Below are 22,360 nucleotides of genomic sequence, written 5' to 3' on the forward strand. Positions count from 1 at the left end.
TTGGGGTGTTTGCCCCATAGGTAGCCCTCTGTCGCTCCTGTGAAGCTGGGCGCATGCCCGAAGAGCCCGATCCGACGGACGAGCAGGACACACCCGAGCCCGAGGCCGAGCCCGAGGCCGAGCCCGAGGCCGAACTCGAAGAGGGCTGGGTCGACGCATGAGGAGAGAGGCAGCACCCCCGATGCCAACCACCAGAAGGCGGCCGTGGCCGCGCGTGTTAGCGGGCGCCGCCGTAGCGGCACTGGCCGCGGGCCTGCTCACCCCGGCGACGGCCCTCGCCGCGCCTGATAAGGGCGGCCCAGGCGTCGTCGCGCTCCCCGGCGCCGCCGGCGGCGAATGGAACCTCACCCTGATCACCGGCGACACCGTCCGCCTCACCAGGGACGGCGACGGACGCTACACCGCGACCCCCGAGGCCGTCCGCCGCCCCGACGGTCACACCCCGTTGTTCCGCAGCGAGGCCGGCCCGGAGGGGATCTTCGTGATCCCGGACGACGCCCAGCCCGCCCTCGACGCGCGCGTCCTGGACCGCAAGCTGTTCGACGTCCGCTACCTGGCCGAGAACGGCTACGCCGACGGCGCCGCCGACCGCCTGCCGCTGATCGTCCAGTACCCGGGCACCCAGAAGAGCACCGCCCGCGCCCTGCCCGACAGCACCGCCACCCGGTCGCTGCCGAGCATCCACGGCGCCGCGCTCACGGTCGACAAGGCGAAGGCGGACGACTTCTGGGCCACCCTGCGCGGCGCGGCCACCGGCAGGACGACGCTGGCCGGCGGCGTCGGCAAGGTCTGGCTGGACGCCAAGGTCAAGGCGGACCTGGCCGAGAGCGTGCCGCTGATCGGCGCCCCCGAGGCGTGGAAGGCCGGCTTCGACGGCTCGGGCACGACGGTCGCCGTGCTGGACACCGGCGTCGACGCCACCCACCCCGACCTGGCCGGCCGCATCGCCGGCAGCCGCAGCTTCGTCGAGGGCCAGGAGGTGACCGACCACCACGGCCACGGCACCCACGTCGCCGCGACCGTGGCGGGCTCCGGCGCGGGCTCGGACGGTTCACGCAAGGGCGTCGCCCCCGGCGCCAGGCTCGTCATCGGCAAGGTGCTGGCCGACTCGGGCTCGGGCAGCATCTCCGACATCATCGCCGGCATGGAGTGGGCCGCCACCGAGGAGAAGGCGAAGATCGTCTCGATGAGTCTCGGCGGCGATCCCACCGACGGCACCGACCCGCTGTCCCAGTCCGTCAACGACCTGAGCGCCTCGACGGGCGCGCTGTTCGTGATCGCCGCGGGCAACGACGGGCCCGGCAAGGAGACGATCGGCGCGCCCGGCGCCGCCGCGTCCGCGCTGACGGTCGCCGCCACCGACAAGTCCGACCAGCTCGCGAGCTTCTCCAGCCGCGGTCCGAGGGCCGTCGACGGAGCGCTCAAGCCGGACATCGCCGCCCCGGGCGTGGGCATCGTCGCCGCCCGCGCCACCGGCACATCCCTGGGCAGCCCGGTCGACGACCTGTACAGCAGCCTGAACGGCACTTCCATGGCGACCCCGCACGTCGCGGGCGCGGCCGCGCTGCTGGCCCAGCAGCATCCGTCCTGGGACGGTCAGCGGCTCAAGGCGGCGCTGATGTCGACCGCCAAGGACGCCGGATTCTCCGCCTACGAGCAGGGCGCCGGTCGCGTCGACGTGGCCAGGGCCGTCTCCCAGGCCGTCACCTCCACCACGCCGAACCTGGACTACGGCATCGTCCCGGTCGACGTGAACGACACCGCGGACAAGACGCTCACCTACGCCAACGACGGCACTGCCGAGGTGACGCTGACCCTCGCCGCCACCCTGGGCGAGAACAAGGACACGCTGACGCTGAGCGCCCCGTCGGTGACCGTCCCGGCGGGCGGCACGGCGTCCGTCACCGTCACCCTGCACCCGGGCGGCCTGCCCAAGGGCGGCCACACCGGCGCCGTGGTGGCCACGGGGCCGTCCGGCACGCGCGTCACGACCCCGGTGGGGCTGCGCCGAGGGCCCAAGATGGTGCCGCTGACCGTGCACCTCGTCGACAGGTACGGCAACCCGCCGTCGCCGATGTTGACCTGGGTGGCCGCGAGCGCGGTCGACGTCGTCGACAGCTACAGCCCCGCCCAGGGCACGTTCGTCGCCGACGGCGTCTACCGCTACATGCTCGAACCGGGCACCTACAGCGTCCAGGCCGGCATCCAGCACAACACGGTCGACAGCGGGCCGGCCCCGGTCGCCCAGCTGTACGACCCCGAGGTGGTCGTGCCGGAGAAGGGCGCCGAGATCACCCTCGACGCCCGCGAAGCCGAACTGCTGCGCTTCACGACGCCCAAGCCGATCGACTGGCGGCACGCCCGAGGCAGCTTCTCCCTCGTGCGCACGGCCTGGGACGGCACCCCCATAACCTCCGGGAACATGGGGGCTCTCGGGATGAACGACTGGTACATCAGCCCCACCAAGAAGGTGACCAAGGGCAAGCTGCTGTTCTCGATGAGCGCCACGGCCGCCAACCCGCAACTGGCCGTACGCGCCGTGGCCCCGCAGCGGTACGCGATCGACGCCAGAACCTATGAGTACTTCGACGGTGGGCTGGGCTTCGACCTCGGCTGGGAGATGCCGTTCCCGGCCGGCACCCACCGCTACGACCTCGCGTACGTCGGCGGCGGCGCGAACCCGCAGGGTGACCTGCGCGGCAAGCTCGCGCTGATGACGATCGACCCCAGCGACACATGCCTCACCGACCTCGATCGGGTGCGGGCGCTGAAGGCCGCGGGCGCCGCCGGGATCGTGCTGTTCGCCAACGTCGTGTCCCCCGGCTGCTCGATCCCCACCTGGCCCAGCCGGGACGAGAAGCCGGAACTGCCGGTGATCCAGGTCTTCAAGGCCGTCGGCGACAAGCTCCGCGCCCGGCTCGCGGACGGCCCGGTGACGCTGGAGATCACCAACAACCCGAGCGTCGACTACACCTACCAGCTCCAGGACTACGAGGACGGCAGGGTCCCCGAGCCCGTCTACCGCTTCACCGACGGCCGGCTGCGGGCCGTGGACACCTCGTTCCACGCGCCGACGAGCCTCGACAGCCAGATGGAGATCTGGCACAGCCTCAAGCCGTTGCAGCGGGTGTCATTCGCGACGGCCTTCCACTTCGCCGCCCCCTCCAGGCGGATCGAGTACTTCAGCGTGTCGGGCGCGGACACCCTGCGCAAGGGGAGCGTCATCGGCACCAGCACCAGGCCCTGGGGGCTGGACACGACGATCGAGAAGCCCGGCAGGGCCACCATGCGCTGGGGCACCGGTCCGGCCACCCCGGGCGGCATGGTGATCCCGGAGGTCCCCGGCGTCCTGAACAAGGTGTTGTGCGCGATGTGCCGGCTCGGCGACACGTTCCTGCCCGCCTACACGTACGTGACCGGCGGCGGGCGGCTGGCCGGGCCCGGCGGGCTCTACAACGCCGACGTGAAGCTGTCCAGGGACGGCAAGGAGCTCCCGCGCATCGCAGGCGCGGCGGTCCCGATGTTCACGCTGCCCAAGGAGGAAGGCGTCTACCGGCTCGAACAGAGCGGCTCGGGCAACGCCAACGTCTGGACCTTCCGCTCCAAGGCCCGCGACAAGGACACCGTCCCGCCGACGACCGACTGCCACCCGATCATGGGAACGTCCGGCTCGTGCAACCCGCAACCGCTGGTGTTCGTCGGGTACGACCTGGGTGACACGCAGGCCCTGGACAACACCGTACGCGCCGGTGGGCGGCACACCTTCCAGATCGACGTGACCCATTCCCCGTCGGCCGAGCGCATGCCTGCGGTCGCGGGGCTGAAGCTGGCCTACAGCACCGACGACGGCCAGACCTGGAAGGACGCCAAGGTCCGCAGGGTACGCACCGGCGTCTACACCACCACGCTCACCTATCCCGCCCTCGCCGACACCAAGAGGGCCGTCACCCTCAAGGCCGAAGCCTGGGACACCGGAGGCAACAAGGTCGAACAGACCACCACCCGCGCCTTCCCCCTGCGCTGACCCCCGCAGCCGACCCGTACCCGCCGCCTGGCCAAGGGCGGCGGGTTCCGGCTTGTCATGCCGCCACGCTGGACAGGCTCGCAGGTCCTCCCCGTCCGCAGCCGCTCCGCCGGACGGTGGAGCGCGGACGGCATGTGAGGTGCAACGCGACGGCGTCCGCCTTGAACTCCGGCGGGTATGACTTCAGTGCCTAGTGGAACTCCTTGTCTCCGGATCTGCATCATCCGGTAGCCAAGGTGTCCACGCTTCGGGGAGAGGCCCCGCCTTCCTCGGCGCCGTACGCAGCCGCTCCCGTTCGGAACGACGCTCCAATGCCCGGCGACAACTGGAGATCCGATACATACGAGGCGGTTCTCACCATAGGTCCTACGCTTGCGCTGCGTACACCCTGTTCAAGGCAGGAGCAGAGGAGGTGGTCGCGCTCGCCCTTCTCCGGTTGATCGTTCCCAGCGCCTGGCACAGGAACAGGATGAGCATCTGGCAAGAGGCCGGCGACCAGCCGTTCTCCTTCGACCGCTGCTGCCTGTGCGCTTCCACGAGAAGGTGACCAACGAGCCAAGCGGGGCGCTACGCGGCGAACTGGACCAGTTCGACGACGTGGCGGTCGGGATCGAGTACGTACACCAGCCTTGCGCCGTCCCAGCGGCCCAGTTCGGGGGCGGACATGGTGACCGGCGTCGCGGTGAGCGGATGGAAACCGGCCTCGGCGAGGCGGGCGAGCACCAGGTCGAGGTCCTGGACGCCCAGGGCGACGTGCCCGCCCCCGGGGCTGTTGACCGGCGGCGCGGTCGAGGTGGTGCCGGCTTCGCGGTACTCCAGCAGCTCGATCATCTGGCCACGGCCGGCGTCGAGCATGGCATAGGCGAGCCAGGCGCCCTCGATGCCCGCGGCGCGGCCCTGCGCCTCGCCCGTTTCGAGCAGGGGCATGCCGAGCAGGTCGCGGTAGAAGGTGAGGGAGGCGGACAGGTCGGCGCAGGTGAGTCCCGCGTGGTCGAGGGTGGGGGTGGCGTTCATCGGGCGGCTCCTGTCGCGGGGTGGCGGAGGTGGTCGGGGAGGGTGTCGCGGGCCAGTAGGTCGTCGATGGTCTCGGCCCGCCGTACCAGGTGGGCGTGTGTGCCGTTCACCAGCACCGTGGCCGGTCTGGGCAGCAGGTTGAGGTTGCTGGCGTTCGCGTCGTTGTAGGCGCCGGTGAAGCAGAAGGCCAGCAGGTCGCCGGGGCGCATGGCGGGCAGCGTGGCGGTGCGGGCGAGCACGTCCGACATGCAGGAGCGGCCGACGACGCGGACCTCGGCGCGGTCGCCCGTCTCGGGAAGGTGCACGGGGATCACCGGCGGGCGAGCGGCCTCGTCGGGGATCTCCGACAGGAACAGTTGCGTGGTGTCCGTCTCGTACCAGGTGAAGGGGAAGGGCCGGGTCTGCCGCTTCACGTTGAGCAGGGTCGCCACGTGGATGCCGCAGGGCCCGAACAGCGCGCGGCCGGGCTCGACCTCCAGGACGCAGCCTTCGAGGTCGAGGCCGCCGGACGCCAGGCCCTTGCCCAGGTTCTCGCAGACGACCTCGGCATGGCGTTCGATCGACGGCGGGTCCGGTGCGACGAAGTCCGGATTCGCCCGGCCGAACCCGTCGACCGGCGGCGCGAATCCGCCGCCGACGTCTATGGTGCGCGGCGTCCAGCCGCCCCACAGTTCCGACACCTCGGCGGTCAGCTCACCGAACCGCCTGCTGTACCCGCCGATGACGGACAGGTCGGTGGTGTAGCGGCCCATGTGCATCATCACGCCGCTGACCCGCAGCTCAGGGGCGGTCAAGGTGCGGCCGGCCTCGGCCAGGTCGTCGTAGGGCAGGCCCGACTTGTAGGTGCCGTAGATGTCGTTGATCGGCATGCCGAAGGAATCCATGCGCGCGTCGGTCTCGAAGTGGGGCCGCAGCCGCACCCGCAGGTCGGCCTGCTTGCCGAGGGCGCGGGCCGCCATCACCGCGAGCTCGATCTCCCGTACGTCGTCGACGGTGACGCGGACGCCGAGCGCCACGGCGCGCTCGATCGTGGCGCGGTCCTTGGCGGTGCCGTTGAGCGAGATCCGGCCGGGGTCGACGCCGGCCCTGACCGCGACCTCCAGCTCACCGGCTCCGACCAGGTCGGCGCCACATCCCTCCTGTGCGAGCACCCGTTGCAGCGCGAGCACGGGATTGGCCTTGACCGCCGGCAGCACCAGCACCTCGCCATGGCGCCAGACCCGCTCGAAGGCGGCGCGGATGCGGCGGACCCGCCGACGCAACGCGGACTCGGAGACCACGAACAGCGGCGCCGGGAACCTCTCGACCAGGACGTCCACCGGCACCTCCTCGATCAGCAGCCGGCCGGACTCCCGGCGGAGCATGCCGTCCGACAGCGCCACCGCCGCGGCATCGTAGGATTCGCTCATGGTGGTGAAAATAGTTGGCACCCACCGAATAGGCAACTAACTATGAAATAAAAATCCGCCAGAGCAAAACATTTCCGCTGCAAGATCCGCACCGGCGAGCGATGTGGTGCGCGAGTCGCCTCCATGCTTCGATTGCGGGGTGACCGATGCACCACCCGGCAGCCGCGAACCACGAGATCGGCCCGTGCTGGACGAGATCGACCGGCGGATCATCGCCGAGCTGCAGCAGGACGGCCGTCGCACCTACGGCCGCATCGCCGCGGCGGTCGGGCTCACCGAGGCCCCGACCCGGCAACGCGTGGCCCGTCTGACCAGGTCCAACCTGATCGAGATCGTGGCCATCACCAACCCCGCCGCCTTCGGCTGCCGCCTCCGGGTCGCGGTCGGCCTGCGCTGCGAGGGCGACCTCGACACGATCGCCGCGGCGATCGCAGGAGTGGACGAGGTCGACTGGCTGGTCGCCACCGCGGGCCGCTACGACCTGATCGCCGAGCTGCGGTGCGTGGACGAGCAGCACCTGTACAGCCTGCTCACCGACCGGATCCGGGTGATCCCCGGGGTCCACGGCGTCGAGACCCTCCTCTACCTCAACCTGTTCAAGGCCGCGTACTCCTGGCCGCCCGGATCAGGCAGGCGGATACCGGACGAGACGACCGCCGCCCGGCGGTGCGCCCCGGTCCTGCCGGTGCTGACCGGCGACGGGGAGGAGGTTCCGCTCGACGAGATCGACCGGCGGATCATCGCCGAGCTGCAGCAGGACGGCCGTCGCACCTATGGCCGCATCGCCGAGGCGGTCGGGCTCACTCTCGCGCCGACCAGGCAGCGGGTGGCCCGCCTCATCGACACAGGCGTCATCAAGGTCGCGGCCATCGTCAATCCGAGAACGGCGGGGCCGCTGCGCCGCGCCGCCGTCGGGCTGCACTGCGCGGGCGACCTGGACGCGATCGCGGCGGCGATCGCGCGGGTGGACGAGGTCGAGTGGCTGATGGCCACCGCGGGCGGATTCGACCTGATGGCGGAGGTCGGCTATCTGGACGAGGAGCACCTCCACCGGCTGGTGACCGGCCGGATTCGCACGATCCCGGGCGTGCGCGGCGTCGAGATCCTGATCTTCCTGTCCATCTTCAAGGTCAGATACCCGTGGCCGCCCGGACTGGCGCACCGGGAGCCGGCCCACCCGTAGACGGCCGGACCGTACGGGCAGCGGAGCGGCCGATGCGGAGCCCGGCGAGGGCGATGAGCAGCATCGCGACCGAGCACCAGGCCGCCCAGTCGCCCAGGCCGGCGTAGACGGTGGAGGCGCCCTGCTGCGGCAGCGCCGCGAACACCGTGGTCACGCCGGGCCTGCCGCTGCGGCCTTCGGCCAGCACCCGTCCCCGGGTGTCGCTCACCGTGAGCAGGCCCTGGCGGGCCGCGCGCGCCACCGACAACCCGCTCTCCACCCCGCGGACCACCGCCATGCGGCTGTGCAGCCAGGCGTCGTCGTCGAAGTCCCAGGCGGGGGCGAGCAGCGTCGTCGCGCCGGCCTGGCGGTACTGCCGTACCAGCCAGGGGAAGTCCAGGTCCTTGCAGACGATCAGGCCCGTCGCGGTCGGGCCGAGCAGGGTCAGCGCGCGTCCGGGCGTGAACTCCGACTCCAGCCCGGGAATCATGTGGTGTTTGTCGTAGCGGGCCCCGGACGGGTAGGCCAGCGCGCTGTTGGTCCGCGTGGCGCCGGCGCCGAGCGCGACACCGGCGACGACCGTCACTCCCGGCCTGGCCAGCGGCAGGCGGGCGGTGGCGGCGTCGAACGTCTTCTCCGGCAGCACCGCGATCTCGGCGCCGCGGGCGGCGGCCGCGTCGACGGCCCGGCGGTAGCGCCGGAGCAGGTCGCGCCCCTGCGGGGAGTCCAGTGCCACGGTGTCGCTCGGGTCGTCGGTGGAGATCAGCGCGACCTCGCGGCGCTGCCCGCCGTCCTGGCCGGTGCCGAGCCGCGCGAAGCCGTACGCCAGGGCCAGCGCCACCATCGCGCCCGCGGTCACCGCGACGGAGAGCCGGCGGGGCGCGTCCGGCGCGAGAAGCGCGGCCACGGCGGCGGGCACGAGCAGGAGCAGGAAGGTGATCCCCCAGACGCCGGTGACGGAGGCCGTCTGCAGGACGGGTAACACGTCGGCCTGCGTATAGGCCAGGCTCCACCAGGCGCCGTGCGGTCCGGCCAGCGCCATCAGGTATTCGACGCCGACCCACGACGCCGGTACGGCGAGCACGGCCGACAGCGTCCGCCGCCTGGCCAGCAGCGAACGGTGCAGCAGCACGCCGAGGCCGTACAGCAGCGCCGGCCCGGCGAGCAGGCCGGCCGCCACCGGGACGGGCGTCTCAAGCGTCCCGGTGAAGTACGGCCACCACTGCAGCTGCCCGGCGAGCCAGGCGAGGGCGCCCGCCGCGAAGGCCGAGCCTCCCCCCACCCGGGGGGCGGCGAGCAGCACGGGCAAGGGGGCGAGCCACGTCAGCCAGGCCACGGGGTGCGGGCCGGTGCCGAAGTGCAGCAGGACGGCCGAGGCGAGGGCCGCGGCGAGCGCGATCAGGACACGTTTCATGACGACGATGCTGCTCGCGGCCGCCCTGGCGGCGCGTCAGTCGTGAGTGTGATCTCCGATGTCACTCTCACCGGCGACCACGAGGCCGCATTCGTAGGCGAACACCGCCGCCTGCACCCGGTCCCGCAGGTCCAGCTTGGTCAGGATGCGGCTGACGTGCGTCTTGACCGTGTGCTCGGTGACCACGAGCGCGGCGGCGATCTCGGCGTTGGACAGTCCGCGGGCGACCAGTCTCAGCGTTTCGCGCTCCCGCTCGGTGAGCGCCGCCAGCCGTCCCGCCAGCCGCGGCATCGGGCCGTGAGCCGGCCTTCTGACCAGGTCCTCCAGCAGCCTGCGGGTGGCGGCGGGGGCCAGCAACGCGTCACCGGCGGCCACGGTGCGCACCGCGTGCGCCAGCTCGTCGCGGCGGATGTCCTTGAGCAGGAAGCCGCTGGCGCCCGCGCGGACGGCGTCGTAGACGTACTCGTCCAGGTCGAACATGGTCAGGACGAGCACCTTGGCGGTGGTGGTCGCGCAGATCTCCCTGGTGGCCTCGATGCCGTTCCTGCCCGGCATCCGCACGTCCATCAGGACCACGTCCGGACGCAGCCGCCCGGCCAGGGCGATCGCCTCGTCGCCGTCCGCCGCCTCGCCCACCACCAGCATGTCCGGCTGGGCGCCGAGGATCAGCCCGAACCCGGCGCGGAAGAGATCCTGGTCGTCGGCGATGAGCACGCGCAGCATGCGCGCTATTCAAGCGGAAAGACGGCTCTGACGAGGAATCCCCCGTCCTGTCCCGGTCCCGCGGTGAGCGTCCCGCCGTAGGCGGTCGCCCGTTCCCGCATGCCGGTCAGGCCGTAGCCGCCGCCGTCGCGACGTGGCCCGCCGCCCTCGTCGGCGATCTCGACCACCAGTTCCCGCGCGGTCCAGCGCAGGTGCAGCCGTACGTTGCGCACCCCGGCGTGTTTGCGCACGTTGGTGAGGGCTTCCTGGACGATCCGGTAGACGGCGGCTTCCAGGCTGCCCGATGTCCGCCGCCGCTCGCCCTCCACGGTCATGACCACGTCCAGGCCGCTGCGGTCGGCCAGTGAGGCGAGTCCGTCCAGGCTCGGCTGGGCGGGCCCGAGGTCCTCCCCCGCCGGGCCGTCCGACGCGCGCAGCGCGGTGAGCAGGCCGCGCAGCTCGGTGAGCGCTCCCCTGCCGGTGTCGGCGATCGCGTCGAAGACGGCCTCGGCCCTGGGCGCGTCGCTCCGTACGACCACGGGCCCGGCCTCGGCCTGGACGACCATCAGCCCGACGGCGTGCGTGATGATGTCGTGCATGTCACGAGCGATCCGCGCTCGTTCCTCCGCCACCGCGGCGATGTGCTGCTGTTCGCGGCGACGGGCCCGTTCAGCCAGTTCCGCGGCTCGTGACCGGTTCGCGCGGGCGCTGGTGCCCAGCGCGTAGGCGGCCACGAAGGCGGTGCCGATCAGGCGGAAGATCTCGCTGTCCTCCCCGGGCAGCGCCAGGGAGAAGCCGACGATGACGGCGATCGCCGGGATCGCGGCCAGGCGCTTCCACATGGGACTGAGGTCGGCGATGGTGTGGACGGCGACCAGGGGCCCGAACGGGAGGAACGGCTTCTCCCACAAGACCATGACGGTCATCGCGGCCCCGACGAGCAGCGCCACGGCCATGGGCGCGCGCCTGCGCCAGTAGACGGGCGCGGAGGCGAGCGCGCCCAGGGCGACGATCCACCACGCCTTCGGACTCGGCACCAGCAGCGGACCGAGGGTGGCCGCGGTGGTGACCGCCGCGATCGCGACGTCGCCCCTACGACCGGAGAACCTGGCAGTCCAGAGCGTCAGAACCCCGCCGGCGCGCCCCACGCTGGTCATCCGCTCCTCCGAGGGTGTCGCTGCCGGCATGCGGAAACCGGGTCGGGCGGGTCAGCCGCGCTTGGTGCGCCAGCGGGAGGTGCGGAAGCCGTCGGAGCGCTCCAGGAGATAGGTCAGCCTGGCGGCCGTCTGGCGTACGCCGTCGTCGTGGCGGTGTCGTTTGTCGGGGGCGAGGCGGGAGCGCAGGTCGAGGATGTGGGCCAGCTCGCCGGCGACCTCCGAGACCAGCCGGTAGCGGATGCCGAAGGAGTGCAGGTCGCCGTGCACGTCGTCGACCAGGTCCTCGTCCACGTGCCGCTGGAGCGGTTTGAGCTTGGTGAGCAGCTGGGCGTCCATGCCGGCCACGGGCGCCCTGCGCCGGGTGTCGTCGGCCGGCACCGCCACCAGGGCGCGGATCCGGACGAATGCCAGCGCCCGCTCGGTGTCCGGGGTGGAGGGGTGTTCGGCGAGGTCCAGCAGGCGCCGCAGGGTCTCCTGCGTTTTGTCGTCGAACATGAGGACAAGTCTATGCACTCCAGCTCAGGCGCTCTCCTGTGTCCGGATGGCCCGGCGGAGGCCGTCAGGGATGGAACATGGGCGGACGGGCGGCGGTGCACTGGTGGAGGGCGTTCGCCACCGCGTGGACGAGCGGGGCCTGGGAGGCGTCCCAGACGAGGTTGAGACCGCTGTGGCTGCGGAGCAGCAGTCTGCCGTACAGCAGGACGGGCAGGCGGACGTTGTTGTTGAACCGGCGGTCGGGGCCGCCGTTGACGTTGACGTAGCGCCAGGTGGAGTCCACGACCGTGCCGTCTCGGGGCACCGGGCCTGCTTCGATGAAGCGCGCGTGCTCCATGGCGACCTGGAGGTGCTGGTAGGCCAGGTCGGCGACGTGGCGGCCGTCCCGGAACAGGATCCGGTCGGGGAGGAAGTGCACCGACAGGCTGCCCGCGGTCAGGGTCGGGACGGCGACGTTGGTGACCAGGATCCGCGGGCCCGTCAGCCGGGCCGAGGCGTTCAGCCGGCGCAGCAGACTGGAGGCGCCGGCGTTCACCTTGAACTGGTAGGTGCTGGTGATCGCGCCGGACGCGGTGATCAGCCAGAACCCGTGGGCCTGCTGGAGGCCGGTGATCGCGTTGACGAGGTGATCGAAGCGCCGGGCGGCCTCGTCGGTCACGTCGTACATGACGACCACCGCGCGAGCCGCCCGGTCGCGCAACGCCACCCAGAGCACGCCCGGCAGCCCGACGGCGAGAACGACCAGGCCGAAGCGTCCGGTCACCAGCCCCGCGAGGAGCAGGGCGGCCAGGGCGAACGGCCAGTACGGCCGGCGTCCTGCGGCCCTCTGCAACTGCTGCACGACGTCGCTCGGCCGCGCCGGGACCAGGCTGACGACGTCGTGCATGACCACGTCACGGCCGGGCGCGGTGGTGCGGTAGGAGATCGCGCCGCGTCCCATGCGGACGACGTTGCCGCGCGGGCCCATCCTCGCCCGAAGGCCCGGGATCCCGGTCGTGATCCCCAATCCGGCCTGGTCGAGGGTGAAACGGAACGGTCCAGCCCTGAGGCTGGTGCGCACATAGAAGCCCACGATGGAGAATCCGCCGGTCCCGGGTCCCCGTTACCTGCGCCCGGGCGATGGAGACGCCCGCGCTGGAGCGGCAGGCCGTCAGGCTTTCCACGGAGGCCCCGTCATCGACCGGGTCAGGTCGATGACGGGGGCAAGGTGCTACTTCAGCACGTCCGCGGCGACAGGCGACTGGTTGCCCTGCGCGTCGACCGCGACGACCTCCGCGCGGTACCTGGCGCCGTCGCGCTGGACCGGGACCGGAATGTCCATGGAGGCGGCGGCGGGCACCACGTCGAAGCGGTTGGCGACCTTGGTGGTGAGCACCTCGGCGCCGTTGTCGGCGCGGGTGACGCGCACCTTGTAGTGGTACACCAGCTCGTCGTCCTGGGCCTGTGCGATGCGCAGCGCGAGCCGGCCGTCCTTGCCGGTCTGGACCGTCAGCGGGCGCGGGGACGTCCAGGCCGGGGCCGTGCGGTTGCGGTTGGCGTCGGTGTAGGCGAAGTTCTGCACGACCTGGGCGTCGGCGCCGGCCGTCCTGATCTCCCAGGACCTGCCGGCCAGCGTCCCGTCGCTCTGGAACGGGGGCTTCCAGTTCGCCGACCACTTCCCGCCGGTGTAGATGTCGTGGAGGTCGGCGTTGAGGTTGACGCGGTTGACGACGGTACGGCCCCGGTAGACCTCGACGGCCAGCCCCTGGGCGGTGGGGGTCTCGAAGCGGTTGGCCAGCTGCCCTTCCGCGTCGAGCATTTGGTATCCGTGGTCGATCTCGATGTAGGACGAGCTGCCGTCGTTGACCGCGGTGAAGTTCTTCTGGTGGATCGAGCGCGGGTCGTTCACGTTCAGGTGCGAATGGCCCGAGAAGTAGACGGCGCGCGGGAACTTCGACAGATCCTCGGTCAGGCGCGGGTTGCTGGTCTGCTGGCCGTCCATCACGGTGCCCGGAGCCGGCCGGTGCCCCTGGACGATGATCGGCAGGTCGCGGTAGGCGGGGTCCGCGGAGATCTGCCCGAGTTGGTCACGCAGCCAGGTGCCCTGGGCCGCGGAGTAGTTCTCGGTGTTGACCGTGATCATCGGAATGCCCTTGATGTCCGTGCGGTAGTACCCGTCGCCGGAGTCGGGGAACCACTCCTTGGGGTAGCCCGCGCGGAGCTCGGCCAGGGTCGCGTCGTGGTTTCCGTACGACATGAACACCTGGGTGGCGTTCATGCCCTTGCGCGCGAGGTTCTCCTTGAAGATGCGGGCGGTCAACTGGTGGTCCTTGCCGCGGCCGTCCCAGTTGTCGTTGATCATGTCGCCGTTGGAGAGGATGGCGTCCGGGGTGCCCAGAACCGACGCGATGGTGTCGAAGTAGGACGACCAGCGGTGGCGGTCGGCTTCGTAGTCGCCGATGTGAACGTCCGAGACGATCATCATGCGGGCGATCGGCTGCTCCCCCTCGCGAATGAGGTACCCCTCGGACTTGACGGTGCCGGGCTGGTTGCCCTTGAAGGCGCGTGCCGTCAGATTCGTGTCCTCGGTGATGCGGATGGGCTTGCCGGCGAAGGTCAGGCTGCTCTTGGTGGGAATGCTGCCGTCGGTGGTGTACCGGATCGTCTCGCCCTGCTTGGCCCGCAGCTCGACGGACACCGCCTGCTCGTAGCGACCGCCGTCCACGCTGAAGGCCGGGGCCTGCGGCGTCCCGCCCGGGGCGGCCGACGCGCTCTGTGCCAGCGGGAAGAGCCCCAGACCGATGCCGACCGAGACGGCTGCGATGTGGCGCCAGGCGGCCGGTTCTCGGCGGACGGTGAAGTCGGCATGTCGCATGTGGTGCCCCCCGATCTTGTCGCGGCGCGCTGGGCGCCACGACACGTGCTTCAAAAGTGAACGACTTGAACCTGGAGCACCAAGATGTACGGAACCGGCGACCTGCATGAAGTTCGCGCGACCTGCAAGGTAAGAACTGAGCACCCCTCACCCTGGAGAGCGGCACAATCGCCGTCCTGCCTGGTCAGGAGTGGTTCCCGGGCGGTTACTCGGTGCCTTTGAAGTGCCGTCTTCCGCAGGGTCTTCGCGGCGGCGCAAGATGCCCTGGTCACCCAAGTCGTAAGGAGTGCCGTCGATGACCACGTCGTTCGCCGAGATCGAGAGCGAGTTCAACACCTATATCGGTGCCATCCGGTACGCCACGATGGTCACCGTCGACGCCAGGAACCGTCCCCGCACCCGCATCCTCATCCCCGTCTGGGAGAACGTGGACGGGCGGCCGCGCGGATGGCTGGCCACCTACCGGACGCCGGTCAAGGCGGCCCACCTGGCGGGCAATCCGCACACCTCCTTCTCCTACTGGAAGCCCGGCAACAGCTCGGTCGCCATCGACGCCACGGCCACCTGGGTCGACGACCTGGCGACCAAGCGCCGCGTCTGGGACCTCTACCGGGCGACCAGCCCGCGCGGGGCCGGTTACGACCTCGGGGCCTTCTGGCGGTCGCCCGCCGACCCCGCGCTGCACGTCCTCCGCCTCGAACCCTGGCGCGTCCAGGTGATCCGCGGCACCGATCTCCGCAGCCGCATCTGGACGCCGCCGGAATGACCCGGCCGTGGAAGGCCGCGGGTGGGGCCCCGGCCGGCAGGATCGCCCGCTCACCGGTCAGTCCTCGTCGGGGAAGACCAGTTCGTCGCGCGTCGCCACGAGTTCGGCGGGCGGCGGCTTGATGTCGATCGGGTCGCCCCAGCCGGAGAACCGCACGTCGGCGGTCGTGACTCGGCGGTCCTTGTCGTTCCAGAGGGAGTCGGGCTCGTCATAGCGCGTCTGGCACCTGCGGACGAGCTGGTCGGCGCCGAGCCACAGCCGCCACTTCACGGGCAACCTGGCGTAGCTCGCGTACCGTCCTGTGGGCTTCTCCAGGTCGGCCACCCACAGGCGCGGGTCCAGCTTGAACAGTTCGCCGATGGTGGTGCTGCCCTCGTAGAGGGTGGTGCGGGTGCCGTCGTAGACGCCGGCGGGCCTCTTGGCCGTGGTGGTGGCCAGCACGTGCCGGAGGGTGGCGGGATCGCTCAGCCTGATCTTCCCGCAGCCCAGGTGGAGGTCGTTCTTCCCGGTCTGCAGGAGCCACGTCTTCCCCGCGGGCAGGTAGTCAGGCCGGTCGAGCCGCCAGCCGTACGTGCGGTCGGGGAAGGCGATGCTCCGGGAGGCGCCGGGGAAGGAGGATTTCGGGTAGCTGACGTCCGTGGCCGCGACCCGCCCGCCACCGAACTCGTGGACGGACCGCGCCCGGCTGGTCGCTCGATCCTTCTTCGGCCCCCAGACGCTCCGGTGCACCGAAGTCTCCCGAACCCCGTCATGACCGAGGAGCTGCCGTTTCAGCGCCTCGACCGGACCGGGACGGGTGACCGCTTCGGCCCGCGGGCCGAAGATCGAGACCGAGACCGAGGCCGTCAGCACGAGAGCCGCCCCGATCGTCCATCGCCCCTTGCTCATACGCTCCCCCGCTCGGTCGCATGCCGTCCGGAACGGAGGGCGTGGAAGATCATCGCGCAGGAAGATCTCGACGCCGTCACGACGGACGCCCGAGCCGGGCGTCAGGCCGCCGCGTCGTGGGCACGGACCTCAGCGCGGGTCCGCAGCGTGGGCGAAGGCCGCGGACCGGTCCCTGAGCAGGGCGGCGAGCTCGGGAGAGTCGACCACCTCGAAGGGCCAACGCACCCAGAGCAGGCCGCCGGCGAGCACCTCAAGGCGTACGTCCGCGATCCGCCAGTGTGTCGCCGCCTGGCCGGTGGCGGTGGTCGTCGGGGCGAAGTCGGTGGCGAAGCCGCCCATGTACGCCTGCACCTGCTCGATCGGGGCGTGGATGAGGATCGTCGCCGTGTGCCGGCGGGGCGGAGCGCCGAGCCGGCTGGTGACGAACGCGACCGGGTCGCCCCCGGGGACCTCTTCGGGCTCGAAGCGCACGCCCGTCGCCGACGCCGCCGTGATCCGGTCGACGCGCAGCACCCGCCAGCCGCGGTCGAGGTCGCGGCAGACGAGGAACCACCGGGTCTGCCGGGGCACCAGGGCGGCGGGCTCGACGTGGCACGGGGACTCCCGTCCGGTGTCGGCGCCCTCGGTGCTCATCACGCGCAGCCGGACCCGCTCGGCGTCCCGGCACGCCAGCGCCAGGACCGCCAGCACGCCGGCGTTCAGCGGCGCCGGATAGGCGCCGGCCACGGCGTTCGGCGTGCTGCCGAAGGCGACCGAGGAGCGCAGCGCCCGCACCCGCCGGCGCACCGCCGGAGGCATCACCTGCTCCATCTTGGCCAGGGCGGTGAGCGCCACCTCGCCGCCGCCGGCCGCGCCGCCGGCGGCCGACGAGGCGAGGGCGGCGGCCACGGCGAGCGCCTCGTCCGGGGTGAACACCAGGGGCGGCAGGTCGCTGCCCGTGGACAGCCGGTAGCCGCCGTCGGGGCCGCGGCGCGCCTCGACGTGGTAGCCGAGGCGCCGCAGCCGCTCGACGTCCCGCCGGAGGGTGCGGCCGTCGACGCCGAGGCGGCCGGCGAGCTCGCCGCCGCTCCAGGACCGGCGGGCCTGCAGCAGCTCCAGCAGGCGCAGCGCCCGCCCGGTCGTGGTCTGGTCCGGCATACCCGCCGAGCCTAGTAGAAGTGGACAGGAAATGACCTAAAAGCTCCCTAGGTTGGAGTTCGGGCCGGATGGACCGGCACCGCTTCCCCTGAGGTGAGTCATCTTGAGCATCCTTGTCACCGGCGCCACCGGCGCCGTCGGCCGTCACCTCGTCACGACGCTGCTCGCCCGCGGCGCCGCCGTGCGCGCGCTGAGCCGCAAGCCCGATGACGCGGTCCTGCCGGCCGGGGTCGAGGTCGTGGCCGGCGACCTGGCCGACGCCGCCACGCTCGGGCCGGAGGTGTTCGCCGGCGTCGATCGTGCCTTCGTCTTCCCCGCCGAGGGGGTGGAGGCGTTCGTCGCCGCGGCCACCGCCCGCGGCGTCCACCGCTTCACCGTGTTGTCCTCCCTCGCCGCCGCGAAGGAGTTCCGGCGCGACCACGGCTCGGCGAGCCAGCTCCACCACACGGCGGTCGAGTCCGCCGTGACCTCCCGCGCCGGCGCCTGGACGATCCTGCGTCCCGGCACGTTCGCCGGCAACCTGCTCTCCTGGGCCTGGCAGATCCGCTCCGGCGCACCGATCCGGGCGCCCTACCTCGCGTCGGCGCAGGCCCCGATCCACGAGTACGACATCGCCGAGGCCGCCGCCGAGACCCTGCTCTCCGACGATCACCTCGGAACGGCGATCCCGCTCACCGGCCCGCAGGCCCTGACCCGCGCCGAGCAGGTGGCGATCATCGGCGAGACCCTGGGCGTGGAGATCCCGCTGGTGGAGATCACGCCGGCGGAGTTCCGCGCGGAGACCGGGCGGTTCATTCCCGAGCCCGTGCTGAAGATGTTGCTCGACTACTGGCACGACACCCTCACCGTCCCCGACGTGCCGCGTCCGGTGACCGCGGTGACCGGACGGCCGGGCCGCACGCTCGCGGAGTGGGCCGCCGACCACCGCGCGGACTTCACGGCCGGCTGACCCTCACGCCGGCGGTGCGGGATCGTCGAAGATCATGGTGTGGCCGAGCGGCCAGCCGGGGTCGCCGGTGCGGGCGAAGCGCACCCAGGCGGCGTGCATCGCGTCGGCCAGCGCCTGCGGCGCGCCCGGTCCCGCCGTGCGGGCGACGCCGGGCGCGTCCAGCACGTCGAAGACGAAGGGCAGGTCGAGGTTGTGCACCGCGCCCACGCGTCCGCCGCCGGCCGGGCTCTCGACCGGCGACTCCCAGCGGAACTCGTAGCCGTAGGCGGGCCTGGCCTCGCGGATCCAGCACGTCTCGCGGGTGAACAGGTGCCGGGTGACGGCGCGTCCGACCCGCTCGGCCGGGGTGAGGCCGGGTTCGTCCACCTGGACGCCGAGGTGGTCGAGCGCCGCCCGCGCGGCGGCCTCGTCGAGCCCGGCGGCCATGCCCCGGACGAACACGTCGGCCTCCTGGGACGTGCAGCCGACCAGCAGCGGAAGGCGCCCGCCCGCGCCCGCGCGCAGGGCGTCCAGCGGGACGGCCGGGATCAGGTCGCCGTCGACGACCGGCTTGACCGGAACCGAGTCGTTCAGCCCACCGGAGCCGCCGGTCAGCGGCGGCGGCTGTGCCGCGACGAGCGCCTCGGGCGGCAGCGCGGCGAAGGACGACCTGGTCGGGGCGATCCCGAGACGGGCGGCGAGCGCCCTGGCGTGGTCGCGGGCCTCCTGCTCGCCGGCGACCAGGGTGGCCGAGCCGCTCATCACGATCGCGCGCCGGAACAGCCCTTCGGCGCGCGGCATGGTGAGCAGGGTCGCGACGGCCGCGGCGCCCGCCGACTGCCCGGCGACCGTCACGTTGCCGGGGTCGCCGCCGAAGGCCGCGATGTTGTCGCGCACCCACTCCAGCGCGGCCAGCCAGTCGAGCACGCCCCGGTTGAGCGGGGCGTCGTCCAGGGCCAGGAAGCCCTCGAAGCCGAGCCGGTAGTTGACGGCCACGCAGACCACGCCGTCGCGGGCGAAGCGGTGGCCCTGGTGCCAGGCCGCCCCGTTGCCGCCGATGGAGAACGCGCCGCCGTGGATCCAGACCAGGACGGGCAGCCCCGTCTCGCCGCCGCCGGGGATGCGCACGTCGAGGTTGAGGCAGTCCTCGCCGGTCTCGAAGACGTCGGGCGCGTACAGGCCGATGTCCGCGCCGGCCGCCTGCGGGGCGGCGGGGCCGCGCGTGACGGCGGGCCGCACGCCGTCCCACGGAGGCGGCGGGACGGGCGCGCCGAAGCGGTGCTCGCCGAAGGGCGGGGCGGCGTACGGCACGCCGAGGAAGGCCGGCCCGCCCTCCTCGGCCCTGCCCTCGACCAGCCCGGACGTGGTACGGACGATCATGCGCGACGCCATCCGGCCGTCCCTTCGACGATTCTGACGGCCGCCCGGGTGAGCGGTTCGAGGCCGTCCTCGTACACCTTGTCGAGGGTGTCGGCCGAGTCGAACAGGTACATGGGGGCCGACAGGAAGTGCACCAGCGGCACCCCTTCGGGGTGGAAGAAGGCCCCGTCGGTGGGCGGCATCGGGGAGAAGGCGTCCGGCGGCAGCACGAACGAGCGTCTCAGGTCCTCCGCGACGAGGGCCGCCGCCACCAGGCTCTCCAGCTCCGGCTTGCGGGTGGTGAACCACCAGCCGGGTTCGGGGTCGCCGGTGGGGACCAGCTCGCCGTCCACGGCCACGCACCGGCGGGCGGCGTGCTCCAGGTGGAGCTGGAGCACGACGTCGCCGAGCAGGCCGCGGTGCTCTTCGATGAAGGCCCGGGTGCCGGCTGCGTGCGCCATGTGCCCCGCGGTCAGCAGGAAGAGCAGGTTGTGCGGCCGGTCCCGCTCGGGCACGGCCGCCCAGTACCGGGCGGCGGCCAGCACCAGCGCGATCCCCGAGGCGTCCTCGACGGCCGAGGCCCAGGGCGCGTCGTGGTGCGAGCCGATGATCACCCACTGGTCGGAGCGGCCGGGAAGCGTGCCGATCACGTTGTGCGAGACGGCCGGGCCGGTCTCCGACTCGACGGTGAGCGTGCCCGTGCAGGGGCCCGCGTCGACCAGGTCGAGCACCCGCCGCGAGTCGCCGCCCGACAACCAGACGGCCGGCAGGTCGCGACGCACGGCGTCGTAGGGCACGTAGTAGTCGCGGGTCTCCCACGGCACCCCGGTCAGCGCGCCCGCGAACGCGGCGGCGCCGCCGTCGATCACGCCCTGGAGCACGTCGAGGTAGTCGAGCTGGAACGGCAGCATCTGGACCAGGTCGTCGAAGACGCCCTCGGGGTCGTGCACGGCCGTCGCCAGATCCCTGACGTAGGACTGCGGCAGCTCGGTGAAGGCGTACTCGGGCACGACGATCGCGCCCGGCACGACCTCGCGGCTGACCGGCGCGGTCACGGTCGCCTTCGGCGTGGTGTACGGCAGCGCGGACGCCGCCACCCGCACGACCTTCGACGGGTCGGCGTCCAGACGCACCACCAGGGACGCCGTCACCGGCCGCCAGACGGGCAGCTCGACCGGCGCGAGCCGTACGTCGCGCAGCCCGAACCCGGCGAGGCGCTCGGCGGCCCACGCGGCGGTCCAGTCGTCGGCCGGGTACCCGGGCCGCCGGACGCCGCGCGCGGTGACGGTCTCGATCCACTCCATCATCCGGGCGGCGCCGGGGATCAGGTCCGGGATCATCGTTTCACGCCTCCGAAGGTGAGCCCCGCCACGTAGTAGCGCTGCAGCGCGACCATGAGAATGAACGGCGGCACGGCGGTGACCAGCGCCGCGGTGGTGGTCAGGTGGTAGGTGACGCCGACCTCGCTCTGGAAGTTGGCCAGCCCCACCGGCAGCGGCCACAGCTCCTGCTCGTTGGCCACGATCAGCGGCCACAGCAGGTTGTCCCACTGCGCCAGGAAGTGCACGAGGAACAGGGTGATGAGCGCGGGCCGCAGCAGCGGCACGGCGATGCGCGCGAAGATGCGGAACTCCCCCGCGCCGTCGACCCGCGCGGCCAGCAGCAGCTCCTTCGGGATGCCGAGGGCGAACTGGCGCACCAGGAAGACGCCGAACGCGCTGATCATGCCCGGCACCATCATGCCCTGGAACGTGTTGACCCAGCCGAGCTCCTTCACGATGAGGAAGACCGGGATGACCATGACCATCGGGGTGAGCGCGAGCGTGCCGACCACCAGCGCGAACAGGACGCGGCGGCCGGGGAAGGACAGGTGGGCCATCGCGTGCCCGGCGGCGGCCGAGAAGATCACGTCCAGGACGCCGGTGCCGACGCACAGGATCAGGCTGTTGCGCAGGTACGTGGGCAGGTTGCCCGCGCCGAACAGCACGCCGATGTTCTCGGGCAGGTGGAAGCCGTTGAAGACCAGCCCGCGCAGGTCGGTGTCGTCCGGCGCCGAGGCGACGACGACCATGGCGTAGACCGGCAGCAGCATGAACCCGACCGCGACGATCAGCCAGACGGCGCGCAGCACCCTCATTCGTCGCCGCCCTTCAGGAACGCGAACTGCAGCGCCGAGACGATCACCATGGCGACGAGCAGCACCATGCCCATGGCGGCGGCGTAGCCCATGTGCTCGTAGGGGAAGGCGTTGGCCCAGATGTAGTACGGCAGCACCTGGGTGGCGTCGGCGGGCCCGCCGCCGGTGAGCAGGAAGGCGGGCACGAACGCCTGCATCGATCCGGCGACCGAGATGACCAGGACGAACAGCAGCGTCCTGCGCAGCAGCGGGAGCGTGATGCGGGTGAACGTGGTGACCGGCCCCGAGCCGTCGATGGCGGCGGCCTCGTACACCTCGCCGGGCAGCGCCTGCAGCCCGGCGGTCAGGATGATCACGAACAGCCCCATGCTCTTCCAGACGACCATCACGACCAGGGCCCAGATGGCCAGGCCGGAGCTGGTCAGCCAGGACTGCGGCGGGATCCCGGCCAGGCCGAGGAGGGTGTTGGCCAGGCCGCGGTCGGAGTAGATGATCACCCAGACCATGGACGTGGCGGCGAGCGGCATCACGGCCGGGATCATGACGAGCGCCCTGAGCCAGCGGTTGAGCCGTCCCGGCCTGCTCAGCGGCACGGCCACCAGCAGGGCCAGCACGATCGTCGGGACGACCGTGCACACCGTGTAGACGACGGTGATCCACGCCGAGTTGAGGAAGCCGGGGTCGGCGAACATGCGCTCGTAGTTGGCCAGGCCGATCCAGTTGGGCGTCCCGGCCATCTCGTAGTCGGTGAAGCTGAGATAGATCGCGGACAGGAACGGGACCAGCCAGAACACCACGAAGAAGACGGCCACCGGCAGGGTCAGCGCCACGCCCGCCGTGGCCTGGGGCCGGGCCCTGACCCTGCCGAGCACGCTCACCGGACCGTGCGGACGGGCTCCGACTCCGCCGAGCAC

The 22,360-nt window shown here is 72.0% G+C and carries 18 protein-coding genes; 4 read left to right on the top strand and 14 right to left on the bottom strand.

Annotated features, from left to right (window positions below):
* The first annotated feature begins 181 nt into the window (after positions 1-181).
* Complete coding sequence (locus tag ACIBQ6_RS44135) at positions 182-4,024, top strand: S8 family serine peptidase (RefSeq protein WP_397218811.1); 3,843 nt, start codon at positions 182-184, stop codon at positions 4,022-4,024.
* A gap of 567 nt (positions 4,025-4,591) precedes the next feature.
* Here ACIBQ6_RS44135 and ACIBQ6_RS44140 read toward each other — a convergent pair.
* The gene (locus ACIBQ6_RS44140; protein WP_358298147.1) at positions 4,592-5,038 is read right to left on the bottom strand and encodes a VOC family protein; all 447 of its coding nucleotides are present in this window, start codon (positions 5,036-5,038) and stop codon (positions 4,592-4,594) included.
* Positions 5,035-6,447 carry a diaminopimelate decarboxylase family protein gene (locus ACIBQ6_RS44145; RefSeq protein ID WP_397218812.1) on the bottom strand — a complete coding sequence of 471 codons (1,413 nt, stop codon included), beginning with the start codon at positions 6,445-6,447 and terminating at the stop codon, positions 5,035-5,037. The genes ACIBQ6_RS44140 and ACIBQ6_RS44145 overlap by 4 nt, the downstream gene beginning before the upstream one ends.
* A 139-nt stretch (positions 6,448-6,586) precedes the next feature.
* Between ACIBQ6_RS44145 and ACIBQ6_RS44150 the strand changes: the two genes are divergently transcribed.
* The gene (locus ACIBQ6_RS44150) at positions 6,587-7,630 is read left to right on the top strand and encodes an Lrp/AsnC family transcriptional regulator (protein WP_397218814.1); all 1,044 of its coding nucleotides are present in this window, start codon (positions 6,587-6,589) and stop codon (positions 7,628-7,630) included.
* Here the strand turns inward: ACIBQ6_RS44150 and ACIBQ6_RS44155 are convergent.
* The 6 genes from ACIBQ6_RS44155 to ACIBQ6_RS44180 all read right to left on the bottom strand — a co-directional run bounded on the left by ACIBQ6_RS44155 (position 7,578) and on the right by ACIBQ6_RS44180 (position 14,231).
* Positions 7,578-9,023: a hypothetical protein gene (locus ACIBQ6_RS44155; RefSeq protein WP_397218815.1), complete on the bottom strand. Its 1,446-nt coding sequence runs from the start codon at positions 9,021-9,023 to the stop codon at positions 7,578-7,580. The two genes, ACIBQ6_RS44150 and ACIBQ6_RS44155, sit on opposite strands and share 53 nt — an antisense overlap.
* Before the next feature lie 36 nt (positions 9,024-9,059).
* Entirely contained in the window at positions 9,060-9,746 is a 687-nt protein-coding gene (locus ACIBQ6_RS44160; RefSeq protein ID WP_358298154.1) for a response regulator transcription factor, read from the bottom strand.
* 5 nt (positions 9,747-9,751) lie between these two features.
* Positions 9,752-10,882 (bottom strand): sensor histidine kinase, encoded by a 1,131-nt coding sequence (locus ACIBQ6_RS44165; RefSeq protein ID WP_397218816.1) that lies wholly within the window; start codon positions 10,880-10,882, stop codon positions 9,752-9,754.
* A gap of 51 nt (positions 10,883-10,933) precedes the next feature.
* A complete protein-coding gene (locus ACIBQ6_RS44170; protein WP_358298157.1) occupies positions 10,934-11,377 on the bottom strand; it encodes a hypothetical protein in 444 nt (147 codons plus the stop codon).
* Between the two features lie 64 nt (positions 11,378-11,441).
* Positions 11,442-12,317: a hypothetical protein gene (locus ACIBQ6_RS44175; protein ID WP_397218817.1), complete on the bottom strand. Its 876-nt coding sequence runs from the start codon at positions 12,315-12,317 to the stop codon at positions 11,442-11,444.
* 270 nt (positions 12,318-12,587) lie between these two features.
* Positions 12,588-14,231, bottom strand: coding sequence for a chitobiase/beta-hexosaminidase C-terminal domain-containing protein (locus tag ACIBQ6_RS44180; RefSeq protein WP_397218818.1), 1,644 nt, complete (start codon positions 14,229-14,231; stop codon positions 12,588-12,590).
* A gap of 295 nt (positions 14,232-14,526) precedes the next feature.
* On the opposite strand from ACIBQ6_RS44180, the gene ACIBQ6_RS44185 reads away from it, so the two are divergent.
* Positions 14,527-14,997 carry a pyridoxamine 5'-phosphate oxidase family protein gene (locus tag ACIBQ6_RS44185; protein ID WP_397218819.1) on the top strand — a complete coding sequence of 157 codons (471 nt, stop codon included), beginning with the start codon at positions 14,527-14,529 and terminating at the stop codon, positions 14,995-14,997.
* 57 nt (positions 14,998-15,054) lie between these two features.
* Here the strand turns inward: ACIBQ6_RS44185 and ACIBQ6_RS44190 are convergent, their stop codons facing one another.
* On the bottom strand, positions 15,055-15,885 hold the full coding sequence (locus tag ACIBQ6_RS44190) for a hypothetical protein (protein ID WP_397218820.1): 831 nt from the start codon (positions 15,883-15,885) through the stop codon (positions 15,055-15,057).
* 129 nt (positions 15,886-16,014) lie between these two features.
* Positions 16,015-17,022: a helix-turn-helix transcriptional regulator gene (locus ACIBQ6_RS44195; RefSeq protein WP_397218821.1), complete on the bottom strand. Its 1,008-nt coding sequence runs from the start codon at positions 17,020-17,022 to the stop codon at positions 16,015-16,017.
* A gap of 103 nt (positions 17,023-17,125) precedes the next feature.
* On the opposite strand from ACIBQ6_RS44195, the gene ACIBQ6_RS44200 reads away from it, so the two are divergent.
* Complete coding sequence (locus tag ACIBQ6_RS44200; RefSeq protein ID WP_397218822.1) at positions 17,126-17,971, top strand: SDR family oxidoreductase; 846 nt, start codon at positions 17,126-17,128, stop codon at positions 17,969-17,971.
* A gap of 3 nt (positions 17,972-17,974) precedes the next feature.
* On the opposite strand, the gene ACIBQ6_RS44205 is transcribed toward ACIBQ6_RS44200, so the two are convergent.
* The 4 genes from ACIBQ6_RS44205 to ACIBQ6_RS44220 are packed head-to-tail and all read right to left on the bottom strand — an operon-like array spanning position 17,975 to position 22,360.
* On the bottom strand, positions 17,975-19,330 hold the full coding sequence (locus tag ACIBQ6_RS44205; protein ID WP_397218823.1) for a carboxylesterase/lipase family protein: 1,356 nt from the start codon (positions 19,328-19,330) through the stop codon (positions 17,975-17,977).
* Entirely contained in the window at positions 19,327-20,649 is a 1,323-nt protein-coding gene (locus ACIBQ6_RS44210) for a M28 family metallopeptidase (RefSeq protein ID WP_397218824.1), read from the bottom strand. The genes ACIBQ6_RS44205 and ACIBQ6_RS44210 overlap by 4 nt, the downstream gene beginning before the upstream one ends.
* A complete protein-coding gene (locus tag ACIBQ6_RS44215; protein ID WP_358298174.1) occupies positions 20,646-21,446 on the bottom strand; it encodes a carbohydrate ABC transporter permease in 801 nt (266 codons plus the stop codon). The genes ACIBQ6_RS44210 and ACIBQ6_RS44215 overlap by 4 nt, the downstream gene beginning before the upstream one ends.
* Positions 21,443-22,360: a sugar ABC transporter permease gene (locus ACIBQ6_RS44220; protein WP_358298176.1), complete on the bottom strand. Its 918-nt coding sequence runs from the start codon at positions 22,358-22,360 to the stop codon at positions 21,443-21,445. Before ACIBQ6_RS44220 ends, ACIBQ6_RS44215 begins: the two co-directional genes overlap by 4 nt.

Origin of the sequence: Nonomuraea sp. NPDC049655 (genome assembly GCF_044465465.1) — a bacterium.
In the GTDB taxonomy this organism is placed as follows: domain Bacteria; phylum Actinomycetota; class Actinomycetes; order Streptosporangiales; family Streptosporangiaceae; genus Nonomuraea.